The sequence below is a fragment of the Ralstonia sp. SET104 genome (genome assembly GCF_003851545.1).
Taxonomy (GTDB): domain Bacteria; phylum Pseudomonadota; class Gammaproteobacteria; order Burkholderiales; family Burkholderiaceae; genus Ralstonia.
The window spans coordinates 186,321-209,487 of record NZ_BHVX01000007.1 but is presented as its reverse complement, the minus strand read 5'-3'; the positions used below and the strand labels follow the sequence as shown (position 1 = coordinate 209,487).

At 62.1% G+C, this 23,167-nt stretch carries 19 protein-coding genes; 2 read left to right on the top strand and 17 right to left on the bottom strand.

From position 1 onward, the window contains the following. Positions 1-10: 10 nt before the first annotated feature. From PSUB009319_RS11520 to PSUB009319_RS11465, 11 genes are all read right to left on the bottom strand, one after another. Entirely contained in the window at positions 11-913 is a 903-nt protein-coding gene (locus PSUB009319_RS11520) for an SDR family oxidoreductase (RefSeq protein WP_124382358.1), read from the bottom strand. Positions 914-965: 52 nt separating this feature from the next. Beyond that, the gene (locus PSUB009319_RS11515; protein ID WP_124382357.1) at positions 966-1,922 is read right to left on the bottom strand and encodes a glutathione S-transferase family protein; all 957 of its coding nucleotides are present in this window, start codon (positions 1,920-1,922) and stop codon (positions 966-968) included. A gap of 27 nt (positions 1,923-1,949) precedes the next feature. After that, positions 1,950-2,822 (bottom strand): class II aldolase/adducin family protein, encoded by an 873-nt coding sequence (locus PSUB009319_RS11510; RefSeq protein WP_124382356.1) that lies wholly within the window; start codon positions 2,820-2,822, stop codon positions 1,950-1,952. 106 nt (positions 2,823-2,928) lie between these two features. Then, positions 2,929-3,939 (bottom strand): NADP-dependent oxidoreductase, encoded by a 1,011-nt coding sequence (locus tag PSUB009319_RS11505; protein ID WP_124382355.1) that lies wholly within the window; start codon positions 3,937-3,939, stop codon positions 2,929-2,931. A gap of 43 nt (positions 3,940-3,982) precedes the next feature. Continuing rightward, positions 3,983-5,398, bottom strand: coding sequence for a serine hydrolase (locus tag PSUB009319_RS11500; RefSeq protein ID WP_124382354.1), 1,416 nt, complete (start codon positions 5,396-5,398; stop codon positions 3,983-3,985). 96 nt (positions 5,399-5,494) lie between these two features. Beyond that, the gene (locus tag PSUB009319_RS11495) at positions 5,495-5,941 is read right to left on the bottom strand and encodes a PaaI family thioesterase (protein WP_124382353.1); all 447 of its coding nucleotides are present in this window, start codon (positions 5,939-5,941) and stop codon (positions 5,495-5,497) included. Between the two features lie 32 nt (positions 5,942-5,973). After that, positions 5,974-6,756 carry an SDR family oxidoreductase gene (locus tag PSUB009319_RS11490; RefSeq protein ID WP_124382352.1) on the bottom strand — a complete coding sequence of 261 codons (783 nt, stop codon included), beginning with the start codon at positions 6,754-6,756 and terminating at the stop codon, positions 5,974-5,976. A 28-nt stretch (positions 6,757-6,784) separates the two neighbouring features. Further along, positions 6,785-8,653: an acyl-CoA dehydrogenase gene (locus PSUB009319_RS11485; protein WP_124382351.1), complete on the bottom strand. Its 1,869-nt coding sequence runs from the start codon at positions 8,651-8,653 to the stop codon at positions 6,785-6,787. A gap of 313 nt (positions 8,654-8,966) precedes the next feature. Beyond that, positions 8,967-10,145, bottom strand: a complete 1,179-nt coding sequence (locus tag PSUB009319_RS11475; RefSeq protein ID WP_124382350.1) for an acetyl-CoA C-acyltransferase — start codon at positions 10,143-10,145, stop codon at positions 8,967-8,969. 59 nt (positions 10,146-10,204) lie between these two features. After that, a complete protein-coding gene (gene pncA, locus PSUB009319_RS11470; RefSeq protein WP_124382349.1) occupies positions 10,205-10,837 on the bottom strand; it encodes a bifunctional nicotinamidase/pyrazinamidase in 633 nt (210 codons plus the stop codon). 37 nt (positions 10,838-10,874) lie between these two features. Beyond that, positions 10,875-12,956 carry a 3-hydroxyacyl-CoA dehydrogenase NAD-binding domain-containing protein gene (locus tag PSUB009319_RS11465; protein WP_124382348.1) on the bottom strand — a complete coding sequence of 694 codons (2,082 nt, stop codon included), beginning with the start codon at positions 12,954-12,956 and terminating at the stop codon, positions 10,875-10,877. 371 nt (positions 12,957-13,327) lie between these two features. Between PSUB009319_RS11465 and PSUB009319_RS11460 the strand changes: the two genes are divergently transcribed. Together PSUB009319_RS11460 and PSUB009319_RS11455 are read left to right on the top strand one after the other, a co-directional pair. Beyond that, on the top strand, positions 13,328-14,872 hold the full coding sequence (locus tag PSUB009319_RS11460) for an amino acid permease (protein WP_124382347.1): 1,545 nt from the start codon (positions 13,328-13,330) through the stop codon (positions 14,870-14,872). A gap of 80 nt (positions 14,873-14,952) precedes the next feature. After that, positions 14,953-16,527: an amino acid permease gene (locus PSUB009319_RS11455; protein WP_124382346.1), complete on the top strand. Its 1,575-nt coding sequence runs from the start codon at positions 14,953-14,955 to the stop codon at positions 16,525-16,527. On the opposite strand, the gene PSUB009319_RS11450 is transcribed toward PSUB009319_RS11455, so the two are convergent. The 6 genes from PSUB009319_RS11450 to PSUB009319_RS11425 form a co-directional block, all read right to left on the bottom strand. After that, the gene (locus PSUB009319_RS11450) at positions 16,493-17,473 is read right to left on the bottom strand and encodes an SGNH/GDSL hydrolase family protein (protein WP_185453450.1); all 981 of its coding nucleotides are present in this window, start codon (positions 17,471-17,473) and stop codon (positions 16,493-16,495) included. The two genes, PSUB009319_RS11455 and PSUB009319_RS11450, sit on opposite strands and share 35 nt — an antisense overlap. A gap of 472 nt (positions 17,474-17,945) precedes the next feature. Then, positions 17,946-18,665, bottom strand: coding sequence for an ABC transporter ATP-binding protein (locus PSUB009319_RS11445; protein WP_124382344.1), 720 nt, complete (start codon positions 18,663-18,665; stop codon positions 17,946-17,948). Continuing rightward, a complete protein-coding gene (locus tag PSUB009319_RS11440) occupies positions 18,665-19,453 on the bottom strand; it encodes an ABC transporter ATP-binding protein (protein ID WP_124382343.1) in 789 nt (262 codons plus the stop codon). The genes PSUB009319_RS11445 and PSUB009319_RS11440 overlap by 1 nt, the downstream gene beginning before the upstream one ends. Further along, a complete protein-coding gene (locus PSUB009319_RS11435) occupies positions 19,450-20,784 on the bottom strand; it encodes a branched-chain amino acid ABC transporter permease (RefSeq protein WP_124382342.1) in 1,335 nt (444 codons plus the stop codon). Before PSUB009319_RS11435 ends, PSUB009319_RS11440 begins: the two co-directional genes overlap by 4 nt. Beyond that, positions 20,785-21,732 (bottom strand): branched-chain amino acid ABC transporter permease, encoded by a 948-nt coding sequence (locus PSUB009319_RS11430; protein ID WP_124382341.1) that lies wholly within the window; start codon positions 21,730-21,732, stop codon positions 20,785-20,787. Positions 21,733-21,857: 125 nt separating this feature from the next. Further along, on the bottom strand, positions 21,858-23,114 hold the full coding sequence (locus PSUB009319_RS11425) for a branched-chain amino acid ABC transporter substrate-binding protein (protein ID WP_124382340.1): 1,257 nt from the start codon (positions 23,112-23,114) through the stop codon (positions 21,858-21,860). Between the last annotated feature and the right edge of the window lie 53 nt (positions 23,115-23,167).

Genomic DNA, 23,167 nt, shown 5'->3' with positions numbered 1-23,167 from the left:
AGAGGTGGGGTTACCCGCGCAATGCCTCAACCAGGCGCGCACGCACGTCAGGCTTGCCCTCAAACGGGTCAGAAGGATTGCGCTGCGAGACGATGTCTTCAAAGCGACGCTGCACCGGCGCGAGCGCATGCGGATGCGAATAGATGTAAAAGCCCGCGTTGCGGATGGCGTCAAACGTCATCTGGCCGACCTGCTCGGCCGTCACCTTGCCCGAGCTGACGGCTTTCTCCGACATCGCCCGCGAGACCAGTTGGGATTTGGTGGGCGGTGCCGAGTTGGCCAGGTCTTGCGGTCGGTTGCGATCCGACTGCGTGATGCCGGTCGGCACAAAGTATGGGCACAGCACTGAGCAGTGAATCTGCTCGGTCACCAGGCTCAAGTCCTGATACAGCGATTCGGATAGCGCCACCACCGCGTGCTTGGACACGTTGTAGATGCCCATGGCCGGCGCATTCAACAACCCCGCCATGGATGCCGTGTTGACGATATGGCCTTCGTACGACGGATCTTTCCTGGCGGCTTCGAGCATCAGGGGCGTGAAGATGCGCACACCGTGAATCACGCCATGCAGGTTCACGCCCAGCACCCAATCCCAGTCGCGCTCGGTGTTCTCCCAGACCAGGCCGCCGGCGCCCACGCCAGCGTTGTTGAACAACAGGTTGACCTTGCCGAACGTTTTGATGGCGGCATCTGCCAGTGCCTGTACGTCTTCCACCTTCGACACATCAACGCGCAGGCCGATGACTTCCACGCCCTGCGCCGAGAACTCAGCCACGGCAGCGTCCAACGCATCCTGCTGGATATCGGCCAGCACCAGCTTCATGCCCAACCCTGCACCGATCTTGGCGAATTCCTTGCCGAAACCCGACGCACCGCCCGTAATGACGGCCACGCCGCCTGCGAATTGCTTCATACGTGTCTCTCTCGTGTTGTTGTCATGAAATGCACTGCGACGGCAAAGCCTGTCAGCCCGCCGCCTCAACTTTGCGCACGGCGTAACCCACACGCGGGAAATGCACCACCACCTGGCCGACACGCGGATCGTCGCGAAGCACGCCGACTGTGTCGCGCGTGGAAACCACCAGGTCGCCTTCGACAGGATCGACCCCATAGTCGACTGCGGCCACCGTCACGCGTGTGCCCTTGGGCAGGCCGTGGCTGTCGTCAAAAGCGGCATTTGTGTCAGTCAATGCGCGCGGCGTTGCCGCCTTGGCAACGTCAAGCGCTTCAGCCGACGTCATCGGTTGCGCCTGCGAGTGTCCAAGCGCGGCAACGCGGTGCATCCACGCCACCACTTCGGGATGCGCGTCCAGAATGCCGGCCACGGCCGTCGCACGGCGGATAAACCACAGGCAATGGTAGACGGAGAAATCCGCCACGGTCGGCTGTTCTCCGAACAGGAAGATGCGTTCACCGGTAGCGAGCTGTCGTTGCAATTGCGCCAGGAAAACGTGCAGCGTCGATGTCGCTTCAGGCAGCGGCGTACGCAAGCCGCTGCCGCCCACGCGCATCGCCTTGCGATCTTCTACAAACGCCTTGACGAACGCTTCGGGCGCGCCGCCAAACAGGCTCTGGAAGCCGGCCGGCTGCGTCACGAATGTAGCTGTGGCCCAGAACAGTGTCGTATCGGCCCACTGCGCCATCGCAAACACAGCCGCTGCGTGCTCGGACGGCACGAGCTTGGGCAGCGGATGAATCGATTCGAGCACCTGCGCAATCAGCGCGGTATCGCAATAGATATCCGCGCCGATCTGCAAGAACGGCGTACGCCGGTAGCCGCCGGTGAGCGGCATCACATCCGGTTTAGGCAGGATCGGCGGCACCGTGACGGACTTCCACGGCTGGTCTTTGTAGCCGAGGATCAAGCGCACCTTCTCTGAAAACGGTGAGGTGGCGTAGTGATGCAGGATCAGGTCCGTCATGCGTGCTCCAGAAATTTGCGAGTCCGATCAGTCGAGCAGATCGGGTTGTTCTTTGATGATGCGGGCGTACAGCGGCTGAAACTGGAACCACCCCGCCTGCGCCGAACCGACGATGGAGTACGCCTGGCGTGCCGCTGCATCGGAAATCGTGCGCGGTGCATCGCCCGTGCGTGCGGCTGCGGCTTCTGCCAGCAACTGCACTTGGCAGGAGCGCTCCATCGTGATGAACCACCACGCCGCTTCGTCGACCGTCTTGCCGACGGTCAGCAGGCCGTGGTTCTGCAGGATCGCGGCCTTGTTGTCGCCCAACGCATCTGCGATGCGCTGGCCTTCATCCAGCTCAACCACCACGCCGCCAAAATCGTCATACAGCGCGTGATCGTCATAGAAGGCGCAGACGTCTTGCGTGAGTGGGGCCAGCTTGCGGCCGAGCGTCGACCACGCGCGCCCATACGTGCTGTGCGAATGCGCTGCCGCCACGGCATCGGGCCGCGCCTGGTGCACGCGCGAGTGGATGGCAAACGCGGCTGCATTGACCGGGTAATCGCCTTCAACCACGTTGCCGTGATGATCGCAGCGGATCAGGTTCGACACCGTTACCTGGCTGAAATGCACGCCGAACGGGTTCACCCAGAAGCTGTCCTGATGCTCTGGATCGCGCGCCGTAATGTGCCCGGCCACACCTTCGTCGAAACCGAATTTGGAGAACAGGCGGAACGCCGCGGCCAAGCGCTGTTTGCGGTGCAGGCGCTCCTCTGCGACGGTGGCGAACTGCGGCGGGCGCGGCAGGTTGCGGTAGCGGGCAGCGGCCTCGGGGCTGAGATTGCTGCCCATGTCTTCGGGCCGCTTGGCTTGCGCGCTTTGGGGTGCGCTCTTGGGTGCGCTCTCGGGTGCGTTCATGGTGTCTCCTTCACGCAGTCGTTGTGGGTGGGCCATTCTGTTGCGGCCCTTGCCCGGCGGACTGTCAAGCGATTGACAGTCCGCATGTCGACGCAAAAACGTCGGGTCAGACCAGCTTTACCAGTTGCTTGCCGAAGTTCTTGCCCTTGAGCAGGCCCATGAACGCTTCTGGTGCGCTCGCCAGGCCATCCGACACACTTTCCCGGAACTTGAGCTTGCCTTGCGCCACGAAGCCGCCCAGCTCGCGCAGTGCTTCCGGCCACACGTCCATGTGCTCGGACACGATAAAGCCCTCGATGGTCAGGCGCGATACAAGGATCAACTGCGGGTTTTGCAGCGGCAGCGGCTGGCCGTCGTAGCCGGCGATCATGCCGCACATGGCGATGCGGCCAAACGCGTTCATGCGCGAGAGCACGGCGTCCAGGATGCCGCCGCCGACGTTCTCGAAGTACGAGTCGATGCCGTCTGGCGTGGTTTCCTTGAGCATCTTGTACAGCTCTTTCGGGTCTTTGGCGGCCTTGTAGTCGATGCAGGCATCAAAGCCCAGTTCGTTGACCACGTAGTCGCACTTGCTCTTGCCGCCGGCAAAGCCCACGGCGCGGCAGCCTTTGAGCTTGGCGAGCTGGCCGACCACGCTGCCTACAGCGCCCGAAGCGGCGCTCACCACCACGGTCTGGCCGGGCTTCGGATGCATGATCTTGTTCAGGCCATACCACGCCGTCACGCCGGGCATGCCCACCGCACCCAGATACGCCGACAGCGGGATGTAGCGCGTATCCACCTTCTGGATACCCCGGCCATCCGACACGCCAACTTCCTGCCAGCCGAACATGCCCACCACGTTGTCGCCCACGGCAAACGATGCGTTCTTCGAGGCCTCCACCACGCCCACCGTGCCACCGATCATCACTTCATCCAGCGGCTGCGGCTGCGCATACGATTTGCTGTCATTCATGCGGCCGCGCATGTACGGATCGAGCGACAGGAAATGGTTGCGCACCAGCACCTGTCCTTCCTGCAGTTCGGGGATATCGGCCGTCTCCAGACGGAAGTTGTCCGGCGTCACAGCACCCTGCGGACGGGACGCCAGAACAATGCGCTGATAAGTCTTCGACATGAAAAATGCTCCTGGATATCGGATTCGGTGATGGGGTCAGGTGTTATTTGTGCTGCATGAAATACTCGGCCAGCGCCGCATATGACCGGTGCGTGACCGGATCGTTGGCGGCATTGGCAGCGATGGGGTGCGAGGCATACCGGACGATGGTCATCTGGGCCACCGGATCAATATAGATGCGCTGGCCGTGGATGCCGCGCGCCTCGAATACGTGGTGCGCATTGTTCGAGATCCACCACATGTTGCGGTACGACCAGCCGGGCAGCGTGGTGTAACCCGCCTTGGCGAACTTGGCCCGACTTTCCTCACTGCTGCCACCGCGGCGGATGTCGTCGATCACGCTCCTGGGCAGAATCTGCTTGCCGTTGAAGCGGCCTTCGTTGCGAATCATCTCGCCAAAGCGGGCCAGATCGCGCAGCGTGGTGTTCAGGCCGCCACCGCCCGATTCAGCGCCGATGCTGTCCACCTGAAAGTACGCGTCATCCTGCGCGCCCATTGGCTGCCAGACACGTTCGGACAGCAGCGCCGCCAGCGACTTGTTCGATGCGCGGCGCACGATCCAGGCGAGCGTTTCAGCGTTGACGGTCTTGTACGAGAACGCTGCGTCGTGCTCGCCTTCCTTGCGCAGCGTCTTCAGGTAATCGTAGAAATTGTCCGGGCCCTTGTAGTCCGCCGGGCGCGGCAGCATGCCGCCGGCGCGGGCATAGGCCCAGACGTCGGCGTTGGGGTCCGCATAGTTCTCGGAGTAACGCACGCCCACGGTCATATCCATGACCTGGCGTACGGTTGCATCGCTGTAAGCGCTGTCTTTAAGCTCCGGCACGTACTGCGTGACGGGCGCGGCCGGATCGAGCTTGCCGTCGGCCACCAGCATCGCCGCCAGCGTGCCAACAAACGATTTCGTGACCGACATGGCGATGTGCTGGGTGTGTGCATCGAGCGCACCAAAGTAGCGTTCGTACACCACCTGTCCCTTGTGCATGACGAGGATGCCGTCGGTGTAGGTCAGCTTCAGTGCCTCGGCAAAGGTGCGGCGCACGCCCTCGGGGTCGGTGAACAGCACGCCGCTGATATCGCGTTCAGCGCGTGGCAGTTTGCTGATGGGGCCATCGCCGCGCCAGATCACGCGCGTCGGCACGAATTCACGCATATGGCTGAAACCATAGCGTGTGCGCGGGAAAATGTTGCCCGCCAGGTCAAAGCGGATGATGCGATCGGGCGGCGGCGGGAAGCCCTGCATCCAGCCCATCCTGTTCGGGTCGGACGCGTCAGCCGTGAGTGGCTTCTGCATGGGTGGCTGCGGTGCGGGCGGTGCCTGTACGGCGGTTTGGGCGTCAGCCGCCGGTGCTGCAGCCGGCGCGGCATTGGAGGCGCATCCTTCCAGGGTCATGGTCAGTCCGGTGCAGCAAAGCAAAGTGAGGGCAAGAGCAGACACCGTCTGCCGTGCAGGTTGTTGCATGGTTGTCTCCGTGGCTGCTCTTCTTTTCTTTTCTTTTCTTTTGGTCCGGGCCGTGGCCCAGGATGCAACTGTGTAGTGCAACTGCAACCTTTGCGATCAGCCGTCTGCCCCCGCTGATGTGGCCGATTCAGGCGTGCGTGGCGGCGGCATGCGTTTGACGAACTTGAACGTGCCCGAGCCGCGGGCAACCAGCTTGCCGTCGTCGTCGGTCACCTCGCCCTCGCAGAAGGCCATGGTGGTGGATTGATGCACGCAGCGCGCACTTGCACGCAGTGTGCCGCGTCCGGGCTGCATGAACGCCGTCTTCATCTCGATCGTTACCACGCCGCGGCCATGCACGTCGGCCGAGCGGCCAGCCATGGCCATGGCAACGTCGAGCATCGTCATGGTCACGCCGCCGTGGGCCATTTCCCAGCTGTTCATGTGCTGGGGCTCAAGGGCCAGTTCGACGATGCCCTCGCCGCCCTCGGCCTTTAGGCAACGCATGCCCAGAAGCTTCAGGAATGGAATCTCGATTGGAAAACCGTTGTTGTCTGCGCTCATGCTGCGTTCAATGGAGTGAAAGCCAGCCGAAATTAGACCACGCTCACGCCGCCGTCGACGGCAAGGATCTGCCCCGTGATGTGCTTGGAGGCGTTCGACGCAAATAGCGCTGCAATGCCCTTGAGATCTTCATCGTCGCCAATGCGGTGCAGCGGCGACTTCTCAGTCAGCTTGTCGACGCCCAGCTTTTCCAGCGAGCCGCGCGTCATCTTCGAGGGGAAGAAGCCTGGGGCGATGGCGTTGACGGTGATGCCGTGCTCGCCCCACTCGCCCGCCAGCGCGCGCGTGAAGTTGACCACCGCGCCCTTGCTGGTGTTGTAGGCAATCGTATCGAGCGAACCCGGCGGATTGCCCTTCAGGCCGGCAATCGACGCCACGTTGATGATCTTGCCGTACTTGCGCGGGATCATCGAACGCTTGCCGATTTGCTGCGTGAGCAGGAACAGGCCGCGGATATTCAGGTTCATCACCTTGTCCCACGCTTGAACCGGGTGGTCTTCCGCCGGCGCGCCCCACGTGGCACCCGCGTTGTTGACGAGAATATCGACATGGCCCAGCTTGGCCAGCGCCTCGTCGGCCAGGCGCTGGATGTCGGCTTCGACTGCGCCATCGGCGGCAATCCAATCGGCCTCAATGCCCAGCGACTTCAGATGCGCCTGCGCCTCCTTCAGCTCCTCAGCCTTGCGCGCCGACAGCACGATGCGGGCCCCCTGCTCGCCCAGTGCTTCGGCAATCTGCAGGCCGAGCCCGCGTGAACCGCCAGTGATGAGCGCCGTCTTGCCGGAAAGATCAAACAGATGCTTGAGCGTACCCATGGTGTCTCCTGTCTATCGTTGTTTTGCGTTAGAACCAAGCGTCTTGCATATCCAGCGTGGTTGTGTCGAGCGAGCCCAGCAGCACGATCTGCGGGTCGATCTTCGGCAACTCCCACTGGAAGAAGTAACGGGCGGCCTGCAGCTTGCCGCGATAGAAATCCGCGTCTTCGCCCTGCGCGTTCGGCAGCGCCTTAGCGGCTGTCAGCGCCTGTTCCAGCCAGAGCCATGCCACGACGATGTGGCCAAAGGCTTCCAGGTAGACAGATGCATTGGCCAGCGTCACGCGCGGGTCGCCTGCAGCCCACAGCGCGTGCGTGACTTTTGCCAGCTTTTGCGTGGCCATGCCGAGCGCGCGGCCGTAGCTGATCAGCGTTTCATCACTGGTCTCCAGCGCGCGGCCAACGGTGGCCTGCACACGCTCACCGAGTGCGGCAAAGGCTGCGCCGTCCTGCATCACGACCTTGCGGCCCAGCAGGTCCAGACCCTGGATGCCGTGCGTGCCTTCATGGATCGGGTTCAGGCGGTTGTCGCGGTAGAACTGTTCTACGTTGTATTCACGCGTGTAGCCATAGCCGCCATGCACCTGGATCGCCAAGCTGTTGGCCTCCAGGCACCACTGCGACGGCCAGCTCTTGGCGATGGGCGTGAGAATGTCGAGCAGCAGGCCGAGCTTGGCGCGCTTGGCAGCATCCGTTTCACCGCGCTCTTCATCGACGAGCTTCGCGCAATACAGGTTCAGACCGAGTGCGCCTTCCACGTAGGCCTTTTGCGCCAGCAGCATGCGGCGCACATCAGCGTGATCGACGATGCGGATTTGTGGGGAAGCGGCATCCTTGCCCGAAGGCCCAACCGGGCGACCTTGCGGGCGATTGCGCGCGTAGTCCACCGCATGCAGATAGCCGGTGTAGCCGAGCATGGTCGCGCCCATGCCAACGCCGATGCGCGCCTCGTTCATCATGTGGAACATGCACGCCAAGCCTTTGTGCGGCTCACCGACGAGGTAGCCAATGGCACCGGCGCGAGGTTGGCCATCCACGCCCTTCGGGCGGAACTGCATGCCTTCGCCAAAGTTCAGCAGGCAGTTGGTTGTGCCGCGATAGCCCATCTTGTGGTTCAGGCCGGCCAGCACCACGTCGTTGCGCTCGCCCAGCGAGCCATCGGCATTGACGAGGAACTTGGGCACGATGAAGAGCGAGATGCCCTTCACACCCGGAATGAGTTTGCCGTCCGGACCAGGAATCTTCGCCAGCACGAGGTGGACGATGTTCTCCGACAGTTCGTGCTCGCCTGCGGAGATCCACATCTTGTTGCCGGTCAGGCGGTATTGGGCGCCGAGCGGCGATTCGCCTTCGTACTCTGCACGCGTGACAACATCCGACAACGATGACCCCGCCTGCGGCTCCGACAGGCACATCGTGCCGTAGAAGCGGCCTTCCATCTCGGGCTGTACGAAGGTTTCGATCTGCGCGGGCGTACCGTGCGCCAGCAGCAGGTTCGCGTTGCCGATGGTGAGGAACGGATACGAGCTGGTGCCGACGTTGGCGGCCTTGAAGAAGCCGAAGCCGGCTTTCTCCACCACAACCGGCAGTTGCATGCCGCCGCGTTCGAAGTCTTGCCCGGCGGCCATCAGGCCGGCTTTGTTGAAGGCGTCCAGCGCGACTTTGACTTCAGGAATGATGTGGACCGTGGTGCCGTCGAAATGCGGCTCTTCTTGGTCGTTCTTCTTGTTGTGCGGGGCGAAGAGATCGGTGGCGATGCGCTCGCAGGTATCGAGCGCTGCGTCAAAGGTTTCGCGGGAATGGTCGGCGTAACGCGGAATGCGCGTCAGCGATTCCACGTCGAGCCATTCATAGAGCAGGAAGCTCAGGTCGCGGCGGGATAGCAATAGAGAGGACATGATTTTGGTGGTGCATCTCTTGTTTCATCCCCTGCCGGGGCTGACTCACTTTCTTTGTCTTGCCAAAGAAAGTAAGCAAAGAAAGGCGCGCCCGAGATGGCGAAAGCCTCCTTGAATTTCCGTAACCGGGCGGAGAAGGACCGAAACTCGCTGCGCTCAGACAGTTCCCTGTCTTACTTCCGCCCGCTTACAAAAATTCAAGGCGCCATCCAGGGCAGGAACGGCCAAACCGTCTGGGTGCATGTGCTGGCGATCAAGCCAGCTCTAGCAGAAACAAATCAGGCTCCCGTTTTGAGTGGGAGCCTGCTCGTCTTTAGAGCACCTCGAACAGCCCAGCAGCGCCTTGGCCGCCGCCGATGCACATGGTCACGACCACGTATTTGACGCCACGGCGCTTGCCCTCGATCAGCGCATGGCCGACCAGGCGCGCGCCTGACACGCCGTACGGGTGGCCCACGGCGATGGCGCCGCCGTTCACGTTCAGGCGATCCATCGGGATGCCCAGCTTGTCTGCGCAGTACAGCACTTGCACGGCAAAGGCTTCGTTCAGCTCCCACAGGCCGATGTCTTCAACCTTCAGGCCGGCTTTCTTGAGCAGCTTGGGCACGGCAAACACGGGGCCGATGCCCATTTCGTCCGGCTCGCAACCGGCCACTGCAAAGCCACGGAACACGCCCAGCGGCTGCAGGCCCTTGGCCGCGGCCACCTTGCCGTTCATCACAACGGCCGCTGAAGCGCCGTCGGAGAACTGGCTGGCGTTGCCCGCCGTGATCACGCCACCCGGCACGGCCGAGCGGATCTTCGCTACGCCTTCGAGCGTCGTGTCGAGGCGAATCCCTTCGTCGGCGGAGATCGTCACTTCGCGCGTCATGAGCTGGCCGGTCTTGGCATCGGCCACGCCCATCACCGTGGTCATCGGGACGATTTCGTCGTTGAACTTGCCGGCGGCAGCTGCAGCGGCGGCGCGTTGCTGGCTCTGCACGCCGTACTCGTCCATGCGCTCTTTGGCGATGCTGTAACGCTTGGCGACGTTCTCAGCGGTCTGGAGCATGTTCCAGTAGATCTCTGGCTTGTGCTTGTTGAGCCAGCCTTCGGTCATCATGTGGCGGTTCATCTCTTGCTGCACGCACGAGATGGATTCCACGCCGCCGGCCACGAAGATATCGCCTTCATCGGCAATCACGCGCTGCGCTGCCATGGCGATGGTCTGCAGGCCCGACGAGCAGAAGCGGTTGACGGTCGCACCCGGCACGGTCACGGGGCAGCCGGCACGCAGGGCGATCTGGCGCGCGATGTTGGCACCGGTTGCGCCTTCGGGGTTGGCGCAGCCCATCAGAATGTCTTCCACTTCGCCCGGCTCGATCTTGGCGCGGGCAATAGCGTGTTCGACGGCGTGGCCACCCAGGGTGGCACCGTGCGTCATGTTGAAGGCGCCCTTCCAGCTTTTGGCCAGGCCGGTACGTGCGGTGGAAACGATGACTGCTTCGGTCATGGTGTTGCTCCTCGTATCTGGTGGCGGGCGCGGCTTCTATAGTGCGCCCGGTATCTCTGTTATCCGTTCAGAACTTCGCCCGACTGCAACCGCGCGATACCCGCATCCGCCATCTGCTGCCACGCCTGCGCAAGCGACCCATTGAGGTCGATCGCGCGGCAGGCGTCTTCAATGACGGCGACTTCGAGCCCCGCAGCGCGCGCATCCAACGCCGACCACGCCACACAAAAGTCCGTGGCCAGCCCGGCGCAGAACACTCGCTTGATACCCAACTCCCGCAGGTAACCCAGCAAGCCAGTCGGCGTCTTGCGATCCGCCTCAAAGAAGGCGGAATAGCTGTCGATATGCGGGTGATAGCCCTTGCGGACGATCAACTGCGCATGCGGCACATCCAGCCCATCGGCAAGCGCCGCACCGGTGCTGCGCTGTACGCAATGCACCGGCCACAGCACCTGCTGCCCATAAGGCAAGTCGATCATGCCGAAGGGCTGCATGCCGGCATGGTTAGCCGCGAACGACACATGCTCACCCGGGTGCCAGTCCTGCGTCAGCACTACCCGACCGAAAGCCTGGGCGAGCCGGTTGACGACCGGGATGACCTGGTCGCCATCCGGCACCGCCAGCGCACCGCCGGGCAGAAAGTCGTTCTGCACGTCGATGATCAGCAGGCAATCGGTGGGCGTGAGTTGCATGGCGGTTGCGTCGCGTTATCGATGGCTTAACCGCGTATTAACCGTTAAAGCCCTTGCCCTCATCTGCCAGCTTCTGCAGCAGCGGCGCCGGCTTCCAGGCTTCACCGTGGTAGCCCTTGCTGTAGCGGTGCATGCTTTGTGCGACGTTGTACAGGCCGACGGTGTCTGCGTAGAGCATCGGGCCGCCGCGGAACAGCGGGAAGCCGTAGCCGGTCAGGTAGACCATGTCGATGTCCGACGCCTTGGAGGCAATACCCTCTTCCAAAATCTTGGCGCCTTCGTTCACCAGGGCGAACACCAGGCGTTCAACAATTTCCTCGTCCGAGATCTTGCGGCGCGTGATGCCCAGATCCTTCGAGTGCTGGACGATCATGTCGTTGACCTGCTGGTTGGGATACGGCTTGCGGTCGCCCGCCTTGTAGTCGTACCAGCCGCCGCCGGTCTTCTGGCCGAAGCGGCCCATTTCGCACAGCAAATCGGCCGTCTTCGAGTAAACGATGTCCGGCTTGTCCACGGCGCGGCGCTTGCGGATGGCCCAGCCGATGTCGTTGCCGGCCAGATCGCCCATGCGGAACGGGCCCATCGCAAAGCCGAACTTCTCGATGGCCTTGTCGACCTGCTCAGGCAGCGCGCCTTCGTCCAGCAGGTAACCGGCTTGGCGGCTGTACTGCTCGATCATGCGGTTGCCGATAAAGCCGTCGCACACGCCGGAAACGACTGCCGTCTTCTTGATGACCTTGGCCAGCTTCATGACGGTGGCCAGCACGTCCTTGGCGGTGTTCTTGCCGCGCACAACTTCCAGCAGCTTCATCACGTTGGCCGGGCTGAAAAAGTGCATGCCGACCACGTCTTGCGGGCGCTTGGTGAAGCTGGCGATCTTGTCCACATCCAGCGTGGAGGTGTTCGATGCCAGGATCGCGCCCTGCTTGACCACTTCGTCCAGCTTCTTGAACACGACTTCCTTAACGCCCATTTCCTCAAACACGGCCTCGATGACGAGATCAGCGTCCTTGATATCGTCATACGAGAGCGTCGGGGTCAGCAGCGCCATGCGCTGTTCGACCTTTTCTTGCGTCAGCTTGCCCTTCTTGGCGCTGTTCTCATAGTTCTTGCGGATGGTGGCAACGCCGCGGTCCAGCGCTTCCTGCTTGGTTTCCAGCATCGTGACTGGAATGCCCGCGTTCAGGAAGTTCATGGAGATGCCGCCGCCCATGGTGCCTGCGCCGATCACGGCAACCTTCTCGACCTTGCGCACGGGCGTGTCTTCCGGCACGTCCGGAATCTTGCTGGCAGCGCGCTCGCCGAAGAAGGCATGGCGCAGCGCGCGCGATTCCGGCGTGTTTACCAGTTCGATGAACAGGTCGCGCTCGAACTTGATGCCGTCATCAAAGCGTTTCTGCACAGCGGCCTGCACTGCGTCGACGCACTTGCCCGGTGCCGGGAAGTTCTTGGCGATAGCGGCCACGGTATTGCGAGCGAACTGCAGGAAACCTTCTGGGTTGTCGTGCTCGACCTTGCGATCGCGCAGTTTGGGCAGCTTGCCTTCGGCCGCGGCCTTGAGCGCAAAGTCGATGGCGCCGGCCATCAGATCGCCCTCGATCATTTGGTCGAACAGGCCGCTCTTGGCCAGTTTTTCCGACGGGATGGCCGTGCCGGAGACGATCATGTTCAGAGCCGGTTCCAGGCCGATCGCGCGCGGCAGGCGCTGCGTGCCGCCTGCGCCCGGCAGAATGCCCAGCTTGACTTCCGGCAGCGCAATCTGTGCGCCCGGCGCAGCCACGCGATAGTGGCAGCCCATCGCCAGTTCCAGACCACCGCCCATCGCCACCGAATGGATGGCGGCCACGACCGGCTTGCTGCTCGATTCGACCGCCTTGATAACGGCGTGCAGCGTTGGCTCTTGCGTTGCCTTGGGGGTGTTGAATTCGCGGATATCGGCGCCGCCCGAGAAAGCCTTGCCTGCACCGGTGATCACGATGGCCTTGACGTTGGCGTCGTCGCCAGCCTTGACCATGCCTTCAACGATACCCAGGCGCGTGGAGTGGCCAAGGCCGTTGACCGGCGGGTTGCTGAGCGTGATGACGGCAACGCCGTCCTGGACCTTGTACTCCGCTGTCATGCTGGTTCCTTTGGTGATGCGGGGGCCGGCTCGAATGGCACCAAAGCGCCACACCGTGCCTCGCGGTTGGACTGTCTCTCAACTATCGTTTTTTTAACGCGCGGTAAGGCCGCGACTCGACACAGAATACACAAAATAGCACGGTCGTTCAATTTTTATTTTTGCGCTGCACTGCGCCGTCTGGCGGGCGATGCGGCGCACGCTGGCGGGTTCAAACGCGTGTGCCGCAGCATTGATTTTTTGCCCAGCACATGACGGTTTTGATAGAGTCGCGCATTTCGTCCGCCGGCACCCATCAGGTGCGGGGACGCCTCATCACATTTCGCCGATTTTTTGCTCGCGATCCGAGCCAGATCGGCCAAGCGGTATCCATGTCAGAACACGCTACCCCGTCTGCACAGACGCCGGGCTTGCGCCGCACTTTGCGCGCGCGCCATCTCACCATGATCGCCATTGGCGGATCGATCGGCACCGGGCTCTTCGTGGCCTCTGGCGCATCGGTCTCGCAGGCAGGACCGGGCGGCGCGCTCGCCGCCTACATCCTGATCGGGGCGATGGTCTACTTCCTGATGACCAGCCTGGGCGAGCTTGCAGCCTCTATGCCCGTTTCCGGTTCGTTCGCCACTTACGGCGCACTGTATGTGGACGAAGGCTTCGGCTTCGCGCTTGGCTGGAACTATTGGTACAACTGGGCGGTAACGATTGCCGTTGAACTGGCCGCCGCGCAGCTCGTCATGCACTACTGGTTTCCGGATGTGCCGGGCGTGCTATGGAGTGCGGTGTTCCTCGCCATCATGTTCCTGCTTAACGCCATCTCCGTGCGCGGCTTTGGCGAGGCCGAATACTGGTTCGCGCTCATCAAGGTCGTTACTGTCATCTTCTTTATTGGCATTGGGCTGGCGATGATCTTCGGGATCATGAAGGGTGGCCCGCAATCAGGCCTGCAGAACCTGACGCTGGGCGATGCGCCATTCGTAGGCGGGCTGCCGGCGATGATCGGTGTGGCGATGATTGCCGGGTTCTCGTTCCAGGGGACGGAGCTGATCGGCGTGGCAGCGGGTGAATCAGCCGACCCGGCACGCACCATTCCGCGCGCGGTCAAGCAGGTGTTCTGGCGAATCCTGCTGTTCTATGTACTGGCGATCTTGATCATCGGTGTGCTGGTGCCGTACACCGATCCGAGCCTGCTCTCGACGGAAGTCACCAATATTGGCGTGAGCCCGTTCACGCTGGTGTTCAAGCATGCCGGTCTGGCCTTTGCGGCCGGGCTGATGAATGCGGTGATCCTGACCGCCGTGCTGTCGGCGGGCAACTCAGGCATGTATGCATCCACGCGGATGCTCTACAACCTGGCCACCGAGGGCCGCGCGCCGCGCATCTTTGCGCAACTCACCAGGAATGGCGTGCCGCGCAATGCGCTGCTGGCGACGACCGCCGTGGGCGCGCTGTGCTTCCTCAGCTCGCTGTATGGCGACAAGACGGTCTATCTGTGGCTGCTGAATACCTCGGGCATGACCGGCTTTGTGGCGTGGCTGGGCATTGCCATCAGCCACTATCGCTTCCGCAAGGGGCTGGTGGCGCAGGGGCATGATCCGTTGCAGTTGCCGTACCGCTCGAAATTCTTTCCATACGGCCCGTTGTTCGCATTCGGGCTGTGCCTGGTCATTACGCTCGGCCAGAACTACCAAGCCTTCACCAGCGGCAACGTCGATTGGCCCGCAGTGATTGCCACGTACATCGGTATCCCCGTCTTCTTCTTGATCTGGATCGGCTACCGGCTGGTGTGTGGCGGCGGCATCGTCCGCTATCAGGACATGCACTTCCCGCGCCCGCCCGTGATGCGCGACCCGCTGGCCGGCCAAGCCCCTGGCCCCGAGCTGCCGACCTTCGGGGCAGGAATCGTCGGAGAGCAGTAACCACATTCGACCCGCCTGCCGGTTGCACCACATCCGGCGGGCGTTTTTTGTTTTGGCGCTCCACCAAAGCGTCACCCGCCATGCACACACCCATCACCCCCACGGGCCCCGAAGCCCAATCCCAACTGCGACGACGCCTGCGCTCGCGGCACATCATGATGATCGCCTTGAGCGGCGCGATTGGCACGGGGCTCTTCGTGGCCTCCGGTGCATCGATTGCGACGGCTGGCCCCGGCGGCGCCCTGCTCACCTATACGCTGATCGGCGTGATGGTGTACTCCCTGATGACAAGCCTGGGCGAACTGGCGGTGCACCTGCCGGTGTCTGGCTCGTTCGTGACGTACAGCCGGTTGTATGTGGAAAAAGGCTTTGGCTTTGCGCTGGGGTGGAACTACTGGTTTTCATTGGCCGTGACCGTTGCCGTTGAGCTGGCCGCCGCGCAACTGGTGATGAAGTACTGGTTTCCGGGCGTGCCCGGTATGGTGTGGAGCGCCGCGTTCCTGTTGCTTATGTTCGGCATCAACGCCTTTTCCGTGCGCGGCTTTGGTGAAACGGAATACTGGTTCTCGATGATCAAGATCGTGACCATCGTGGTGTTCCTGCTGATCGGCCTGGCGATGATCTCCGGCATCATGCACGGCGGTTCGCAGTCAGGCTGGCAGAACTTCACCGCGGGCGATGCGCCTTTCGTGGGCGGCTTACCAGCCATGGTGGCCGTGGCGATGATTGCCGGATTTTCATTCCAGGGCATCGAAACCATCGGCGTGGCCGCCGGCGAGGCGGAGAACCCCTCCCGCACTATCCCGCGCGCCATTCGCCAAACCTTCTGGCGCATCCTGCTGTTCTACGTGCTGGCGATCCTGATCATCGGCGTGGTGTTGCCGTATACCGACCCGAATTTGCTGCGCAATGAAGCGACAGACATTGGTGTCAGCCCGTTCACGCTCGTGTTCCAGCATGCCGGTCTGGCATTTGCCGCGGGGATGATGAATGCGGTGGTGCTGACCGCATTGCTGTCGTCGGGCACGTCGAGCTTGTATGTGTCCACACGGATTCTGTATGACCTGTCGCTAGAAGGTCACGCACCGCGCTGGTTCGTGAAGGTGTCCGGCAATGGCGTGCCGCATCGTGCCCTGGTGGCAACTTCCGCGGTGGGCGCGCTGTGTTTCTTCAGCTCGTTGTTCGGGGATCAGGTGGTCTATCTGTGGCTGCTGAATACGTCAGCGGTGACGTGCTTCATTGCCTGGTTTGGTATTGCGCTGGCGCATTACCGGTTCCGCAAGGGGTTCACAAGCCAGGGGCATTCGCTGCATCAACTCGCCTACCGCTCGCCGTTCTTCCCGGTCGGGCCGATCATGGTGGCGATCATGTGCGTGGTGATCATTCTTGGCCAGAACACCAAGGCGCTGCTTGCGCCGATCGACAACGTTGGCGCCTTCGTCGCAACGTATTGCGGCGTGTTCGTGTTCGTGGCGATCTGGCTGGGATACCGCTGGAAGTTCAAAACGCGGTTTGTAAAGTACTCGGAGATGCAGTTTAGTAGGGAGCATTTGAAGCAGGATGCGGTATCCCCCAAGGCAGAAGCTCCTGCCTCGGGGGTGGTTGCCGGCCAGGCGGCGATCACGGTCCGACCGCGCGAAGCACCGCGAGGTTGATGGCATTGCCCATGGCCGCATAGCCCGCGTCATTGGGGTGGAGGTGGTCTCCGCTGTCGTAGGTCGCCCGCAGCATCTCCGGGTCGGCCGGGTCACGCACCGCCGCGTCGAAATCGACCACGGCATCGAAGGCGCCACTGGTCCGAATCCACTGGTTCACTGCTTGGCGGGTCAGCTCCTTCTGAGGAGACCAGTAACCCTTGTACGCCGCGTCCTTAAACGGGGTGATCGTGGCGCCCATGACCTTGATGCCCCGCAGATGACTGCGCGCGATGAGCTGCCTGTAGCCATCGATGATGTCGGGCGCAGGTACCAGCGGGGCGGTGGGCTCCAGCGATGTACCGGGGTAGCCAATATCGTTGACACCCTCGAGCAAGACCACCCACTGGACGCCCGGCTGGCTCAACACATCGCGATCCAACCGGGCAAGCGCACTCACGCCTGCCAGATCAGAGAGAACGCGATTTCCTGCAATGCCTTGGTTGATCACGGCAAACGCGCCCCATGGACCATTGCTGTTGAGCCGCCGTGACAAATAATCGGGCCAGCGATTGTTGGCGTCGATGGTGGAATAGGCGCCATCGGTAATCGAATCGCCAAATGCGACGACGGTACGTGGATTGTTGCGCGCCTTGACCAATACGCTCGAGAGATAGAACCGGCTGCTGTAAGTAGACGGCGATGGCTGATCCTCAGCAGCGGTGTTGTCCCCGCTTGAAACGTAGGCAGTCTGGCTGCCCAGCGAATGTATCGTTTCCAGCTTGGTGGCATTGGGCAGGAACAAGCTGATCGCAACGTCAGAGAGCGGCGTGATCGGGAGGTCGATCGGATCACTGATCAGAGGCGCACCCGCAATCAGCGTGGTACTCGTTTTTCCGCCAAACGTTACGGTTCGATCCGTGTTGGGGAAGATTTTTGCGCGACCAGCGGAGAGTGCAACGCGCACTGCCCCGACCGCCACTGGCCCTGTCCCGAATTCGTTCGTCAACCGGATACGCAGTTGGTCGCCCCGACACTGCTATGAATGACCTGCCGAACTGTTGTGGCGGCAGGAAAATTCTGGGGTGTCGTTGCGTAGTTGTTGCGATCGGCACTGGCTGTCCAGGTTGCCACCCATCTGCTGCCCCTTGCGTCATCGGCGTGTAGCACCGGCGACGCCAGTGCGATCACCACTGCCGCCGCCGTGCGGCAAAGAACCTGTCCAAAGAAGCTTCTGCGCATAGTGTCTCCATCAGGGTTGTCGAACGACTCTGGGCCATTTGGTATTCATGGCCCATCTGGTGTCGTAATGACTGGCAGCCCCAACCTCAAGGAGATTTTTGTCAACCGATGGCAATGGCTCAGAAAAACAATGGCCCGCATGTTGATTCATGCGGGCCATTTTGGAACCTGTGCCAAGAGGCAGGCTCAGCGCGCGTTCAAACCTCCAGCCACTCCTGCCGGACCTTGCTGTCAGCCTTCAGTTGTTGAGGCGTTCCCTCAAACACAATCTGCCCATGCCCCATCACATACACGCGCTGTGAAATGTCCAGGGCAATGGCCAGCTTCTGCTCAACCAGCAGCACAGAAATCCCGCGTTCCTTGAGCGTCTTCAGGTATTCACCCACCAGCGTGACGACCAAGGGCGCGAGCCCTTCCGTCGGCTCATCGATGATGATGAAGTCGGGGTCGCCCATCAATGTGCGGCACAGCGTCAGCATCTGCTGCTCACCACCCGACAACACACCTGCTGCGGTGTTCTCGCGCTCCTTCAAACGCGGGAACATCTGGTACATGTCCTCCACCTGCCAACGCGGCTTGGGCTGACTCGGGTTGCGCTTCTCGCCCAGCAGCAGGTTCTGCCGCACCGTCAACGTGGGGAAGATGTCGCGGTTCTCGGGCACATAGCCGATTCCTTTGTGTGCCACCTCGAAGGTGCGCAGGCCGCTTACGTTCTTGCCGCGCAGCAGAATTTCGCCTTCGTGCCGGACCATGCCCATGATGGACTTGGCCAGAGTTGAACGCCCCACCCCGTTGCGCCCGAGCAAGGCGACGATCTCGCCCTCGCCCACGTGCATGTCGACGCCATGCAGGATGTGGCTCTTTCCGTAGTACGCGTGCAGGTCGCGCACCTCCAGCATTGGAGTATTCGTTGCCATCAATGCGCTCCTGCAGGTTCGTCCAGCGTGGTGCCGAGGTAAGCCTCTTTCACGCGGCGGTTGTTGCGAATGGCTTCGGGTGTGTCGGTGGCAATCACCTCACCATAGACCAGCACCGAGATGCGATCCGCCAGGCCAAACACCACACTCATGTCGTGCTCGACCATCACCAGCGTCTTGCCGACGGTGACCTTGCGGATGAGGTCGACAGCGTGATCGGACTCAGAGCGGCTCATGCCGGCGGTCGGTTCATCCAGCAGAATCACGTCGGCGCCACCCGCGATGGTGATGCCGATTTCCAGTGCGCGTTGCTCGGCATAGGTCAGCAACCCTGCAGCGGCGTCGCGCCGGTGCGTCATGCCGATCTGCTCCAGCACTTCCTCTGCACGCTCACGCGCATCGCGCAATTCAGCCAGCTTGTGCCAGAACGAGTACTTGTAGCCGAGCGACCAGAGCACCGCACAGCGCAGGTTTTCAAACACCGATAACCGATGAAAGATGTTGGTGATCTGAAAGCTGCGCGACAGCCCCTTGCGGTTGATCTCAAACGGCGCCAGACCGCCGATCTCTTCCCCGTTCAGGCGCACGCTGCCCGAGCTTGCCGGGAAGCGGCCTGAGATCAGGTTGAACGTGGTCGACTTACCAGCGCCGTTCGGCCCGATGAGCGCATGGCGCTCGCCTTTGCCAATGGTGAGGTTGACCCCTCGAATGATTTCAGTGGCGCCAAAGCGCTTGCGTACGTCGCGCAACTCGAGCGCTGCGGTCGGCCCGGATGTGAGTTGGCTCATGGTTGCGGCTCCTGCAATGCGTTGTCCCAAGCGGTGCGCAGCTTGCCTGCTGCGGCACGCAGGCCAAAGGCGCCCACCAGCCACAGCACGGCAGCGATGGCCCACGGCTTCCAGGTCGTCGGCTCGATCGCAAGGCCAAACAGCGTAGCGACGCCGCCCGAGCCCTCGTCCTGCACGGCGTAGATCATTTCCACGGTGGAGATCAACGCAACCAGCAGGATGACGGCAGGCACAACGGCCACGCCGTAAGCCGGCAGCAGCGTCTTCAGCTTGCCGCGCCGCGCGATCGGCACATGCATCATCAACAGGCTGGCGATGCCGCCCGGTGCATACATGACCATCAGCACGAAGAAGAGGCCCAGATACAGCAGCCACGCTTTGGTGATGCCCGACAGCGCCACGGTAAAGAACACCGTGAGCACGGCACCGATGATCGGCCCGAAGAAGCTGCCCATGCCACCAATGAACGCCGCCAGCAACACCGAGCCCGAGCGCACGGCGGACACATTCTCTGCCGTCACGATCTCAAAGTTGATGCACGACAGCGCCCCGGCAATGCCTGCAAAGAACGCCGACAGAATCACCACCAGAAAGCGCACGCGCTGCGTGTTGTAGCCGATGAACTCCACACGCTCCGGGTTATCGCGCACGGCGTTGGCGATACGGCCCAGCGGCGTCTGCGTCCAGGCGTACATCATCGCCATCGAGATCAGGCACCACGCGGCGATCAGGTAATACACCTGACGTGCCGGCCCGAAGGTGATGCCCGCCAGTGCATCGCCAATGCTGCGGTTGGTGGAAACACCGCCCTCGCCGCCGAAGAAATCCGGGAACATCAGGGCGCTGGCGAACACCATTTCTCCGATGCCCAACGTGATCATCGCGAACGTCGTGCCCGATTTCTTGGTGGTGACGTAACCGAAGATCACGCCGAACAGCGCGCCGCCCAAGCCACCCGCTATGGGCAGCAGCGCAACGGCCAGCGGGCCACCAATGCCCAGCGTCTGCATGGCGCCAATCTTGTTGAGCAGATGTACCGCCATGAAGGCGCCCAGACCGGCGTACACGGCGTGCCCGAACGACAGCATGCCCGACTGCCCCAGCAGCATGTTGTACGACAGCGCGAAGATGATCATGATGCCCATCTGCGATAGCAGCGTAATGGCAAAACCCTGCGGCCAGATGAGTGGCAGCACGATCATCACCAGCGCTGTCACGCCCCAGATGAGCCAGCGGGCGAGATTGACGGGCTTGAACTTCATCGTTCGCGCTCGATCGTTGGTCGGCAGCGTCGCTTGTTGTTGCGCTTGTTGGTGCATGGTGCGTTCCATTTAGCTCTCCCGCGTACCCATGAGCCCGCGCGGGCGGAAGATCAGCATCAACACCAGCAGCAGATACGGCAGCACCGGTGCGACTTGCGCAATCGAGAGGTTCCAGAGCGAGATGAGCGGCACATCCGGATTGAGCGTGACGCCAATGTTGGACAGCAGGCTCGTCACCGAAATATCGAGCGTGACGGCAAAGGTCTGGATGCAGCCGATCAGCAGCGACGCAATGAACGCGCCCACCAGCGAGCCCATGCCGCCCACCACCGCCACTACGAAGACGATGGAGCCCACCGCCGCCGCCATCGACGGCTCGGTCACAAAGGCATTGCCGCCAATCACACCCGCCAGTCCGGCCAGCGCACAGCCGCCGCCGAACACCAGCATGAACACACGCGGCACGTTGTGGCCCAGCGCTTCCACCATGTCCGGATGCGTGAGCGCCGCCTGGATGACCAGCCCGATACGCGTGCGGGTGAGCAACAGGAAGATGCCCACCAGCATCAGCAGCGACACCAGCATCATGAACGCGCGGTACTTCGGAAACGACGACGTAAACAGCGTGAACAGCGGGCCGTCCAGCACATCCGGCACGCGATACGGCACCGCTGGCAGCCCCCACACCAGCTTCACGCCCTCTTCAATGAGATAGGCCAGACCGAAGGTGAACAGCAGTTCGGCAACGTGGCCGTAGCGGTGCACCGTGCGCAGGCCGAAACGCTCAACCACTGCGCCCAGCGCCCCCACCAGCAGCGGCGCCACGATCAGCGCGGGCCAGAAGCCCAGATAACCGCTGACGACATAGGCGAAATACGCGCCCAGCATGTAGAAGCTGGCATGCGCAAAATTGAGAACGCCCATCATGCTGAAGATCAGCGTCAGGCCCGAAGACAGCATGAACAGCAGCAGCCCGTAGCTGATGCCGTTCAAGAGATTGATGACTAGAAATTCCACGCTACAGCCCTCTCGGCAAGGCATGGGCCGTCCCGCGAAATGCGGCACCGGCCCATGCCTTTGCTCGTTTAAAACATCGCCGCACGATAGCATCGGGCGGCCCTTCGGCAAATGACCTGCCGCACTCAGTGAGGACGCTTCATCTGGCAGGAGGTCGGCTGCGACGCGACGTACTGATCGAGCACCGCGTCAGTCTTCCAGCCGTAGCCAGTGTTTTCCTGGTCGAACTTGACGGCCTTGCCGTCGGCTTTCTTCCAGGTGGCGATGTAGAGCGGCTGCTGGCCCTGATGGTCAGACGCGCGCATCTCGAAGGTGCCGTTCAAGCTGTCGACCTTCATGCCTTCGAGGGCCTTGGCCACCTTGGCGGGCTCGGTCGACTTGCTTTGCTTGACGGCCTTGGACAGCAAGGCGATGCCGGTGTACGAGGCCATCAGGTAGAAGTCGTCGTTGTACTTCTTCTTGTAGCCCTCGACGATGTCACCGCCCTTGTAGCCTTCGTTGTTGGGATTCCAGTAGCCGACGTATTTAACGTGGTCGGCACCGGCGGCGCCCATCGCGGTCGGCACACCCGTGGTGGAGGCGTAGTACGTGTAGAAGTTGGCGTTCAGACCGGCGTCTTTGCCGGCCTTGATGAGCAGCGCCAGGTCACTGCCCCAGTTGCCGGTGATGACGGTGTCGGCGCCAGACGACTTGATCTTCGAGACGTACGGCGAGAAATCCTTCACCTGCGCCAGCGGGTGCAGGTCTTCGCCCACGATTTCGATGTCGGGGCGCTTGCGCTTGAGGTATTCCTTGGCCGCACGGGCCACCTGATGACCGAACGAATAGTTCTGGTTGATCAGGTAGACCTTCTTGACGTTGGCGTCCTTGGCCAGATAGCTGGTCAGCGCTTCCATCTTCATGTCGGAGTTGGCGTCCAGGCGGAAGTGCCAGTAATTGCACTTGCTGTTGGTCATGTCCGGGTCCACCGCCGCGTAGTTCAGGTAGATGATTTCCTTGCCCGGATTACGCTCGTTGTACTTGGCCACGGCGTCTTCCAGCGCCATGCCCACGCTCGAACCGTTGCCTTGCACGATGTAGTGGATGCCCTGGTCGGCCACCTGCTTGAGCACAGTCAGGCTTTCCTGCGGCGAGAGCTTGTTGTCAAAGCCCACCACTTCGAACTTGGTGCCGTCGCCGGCCCAGTTCTTCTGCGTGGCGAGATCGGCGATGTACTGCCAGCTGCGCAACTGGTTCTGGCCCAGCGCGCCCATCAGGCCGGACAGCGGGTCGATCCAGGCGATCTTGACGGTTTCGGCGGCGGACGCTGCAGTGGGTACAGATGCCCCACCGATTGCCGCTACACATGCAACAGCCACAACCAACGGACGGAACTTCGTCATGCGTGTCTCCTTCATGTGGTGGAGCCGCCGGCGAGTCACTCTCCGCATGCCTC

Excerpts from the sequence above, each read along its gene's own strand:
- PSUB009319_RS11520 (WP_124382358.1), bottom strand. The coding sequence starts at position 913 with ATGAAGCAATTCGCAGGCGGCGTGGCCGTCATTACGGGCGGTGCGTCG.
- PSUB009319_RS11515 (WP_124382357.1), bottom strand. The coding sequence starts at position 1,922 with ATGACGGACCTGATCCTGCATCACTACGCCACCTCACCGTTTTCAGAG.
- PSUB009319_RS11510 (WP_124382356.1), bottom strand. The coding sequence starts at position 2,822 with ATGAACGCACCCGAGAGCGCACCCAAGAGCGCACCCCAAAGCGCGCAA.
- PSUB009319_RS11505 (WP_124382355.1), bottom strand. The coding sequence starts at position 3,939 with ATGTCGAAGACTTATCAGCGCATTGTTCTGGCGTCCCGTCCGCAGGGT.
- PSUB009319_RS11500 (WP_124382354.1), bottom strand. The coding sequence starts at position 5,398 with ATGCAACAACCTGCACGGCAGACGGTGTCTGCTCTTGCCCTCACTTTG.
- PSUB009319_RS11495 (WP_124382353.1), bottom strand. The coding sequence starts at position 5,941 with ATGAGCGCAGACAACAACGGTTTTCCAATCGAGATTCCATTCCTGAAG.
- PSUB009319_RS11490 (WP_124382352.1), bottom strand. The coding sequence starts at position 6,756 with ATGGGTACGCTCAAGCATCTGTTTGATCTTTCCGGCAAGACGGCGCTC.
- PSUB009319_RS11485 (WP_124382351.1), bottom strand. The coding sequence starts at position 8,653 with ATGTCCTCTCTATTGCTATCCCGCCGCGACCTGAGCTTCCTGCTCTAT.
- PSUB009319_RS11475 (WP_124382350.1), bottom strand. The coding sequence starts at position 10,145 with ATGACCGAAGCAGTCATCGTTTCCACCGCACGTACCGGCCTGGCCAAA.
- pncA (WP_124382349.1), bottom strand. The coding sequence starts at position 10,837 with ATGCAACTCACGCCCACCGATTGCCTGCTGATCATCGACGTGCAGAAC.
- PSUB009319_RS11465 (WP_124382348.1), bottom strand. The coding sequence starts at position 12,956 with ATGACAGCGGAGTACAAGGTCCAGGACGGCGTTGCCGTCATCACGCTC.
- PSUB009319_RS11460 (WP_124382347.1), top strand. The coding sequence starts at position 13,328 with ATGTCAGAACACGCTACCCCGTCTGCACAGACGCCGGGCTTGCGCCGC.
- PSUB009319_RS11455 (WP_124382346.1), top strand. The coding sequence starts at position 14,953 with ATGCACACACCCATCACCCCCACGGGCCCCGAAGCCCAATCCCAACTG.
- PSUB009319_RS11445 (WP_124382344.1), bottom strand. The coding sequence starts at position 18,665 with ATGGCAACGAATACTCCAATGCTGGAGGTGCGCGACCTGCACGCGTAC.
- PSUB009319_RS11440 (WP_124382343.1), bottom strand. The coding sequence starts at position 19,453 with ATGAGCCAACTCACATCCGGGCCGACCGCAGCGCTCGAGTTGCGCGAC.
- PSUB009319_RS11435 (WP_124382342.1), bottom strand. The coding sequence starts at position 20,784 with ATGGAACGCACCATGCACCAACAAGCGCAACAACAAGCGACGCTGCCG.
- PSUB009319_RS11425 (WP_124382340.1), bottom strand. The coding sequence starts at position 23,114 with ATGACGAAGTTCCGTCCGTTGGTTGTGGCTGTTGCATGTGTAGCGGCA.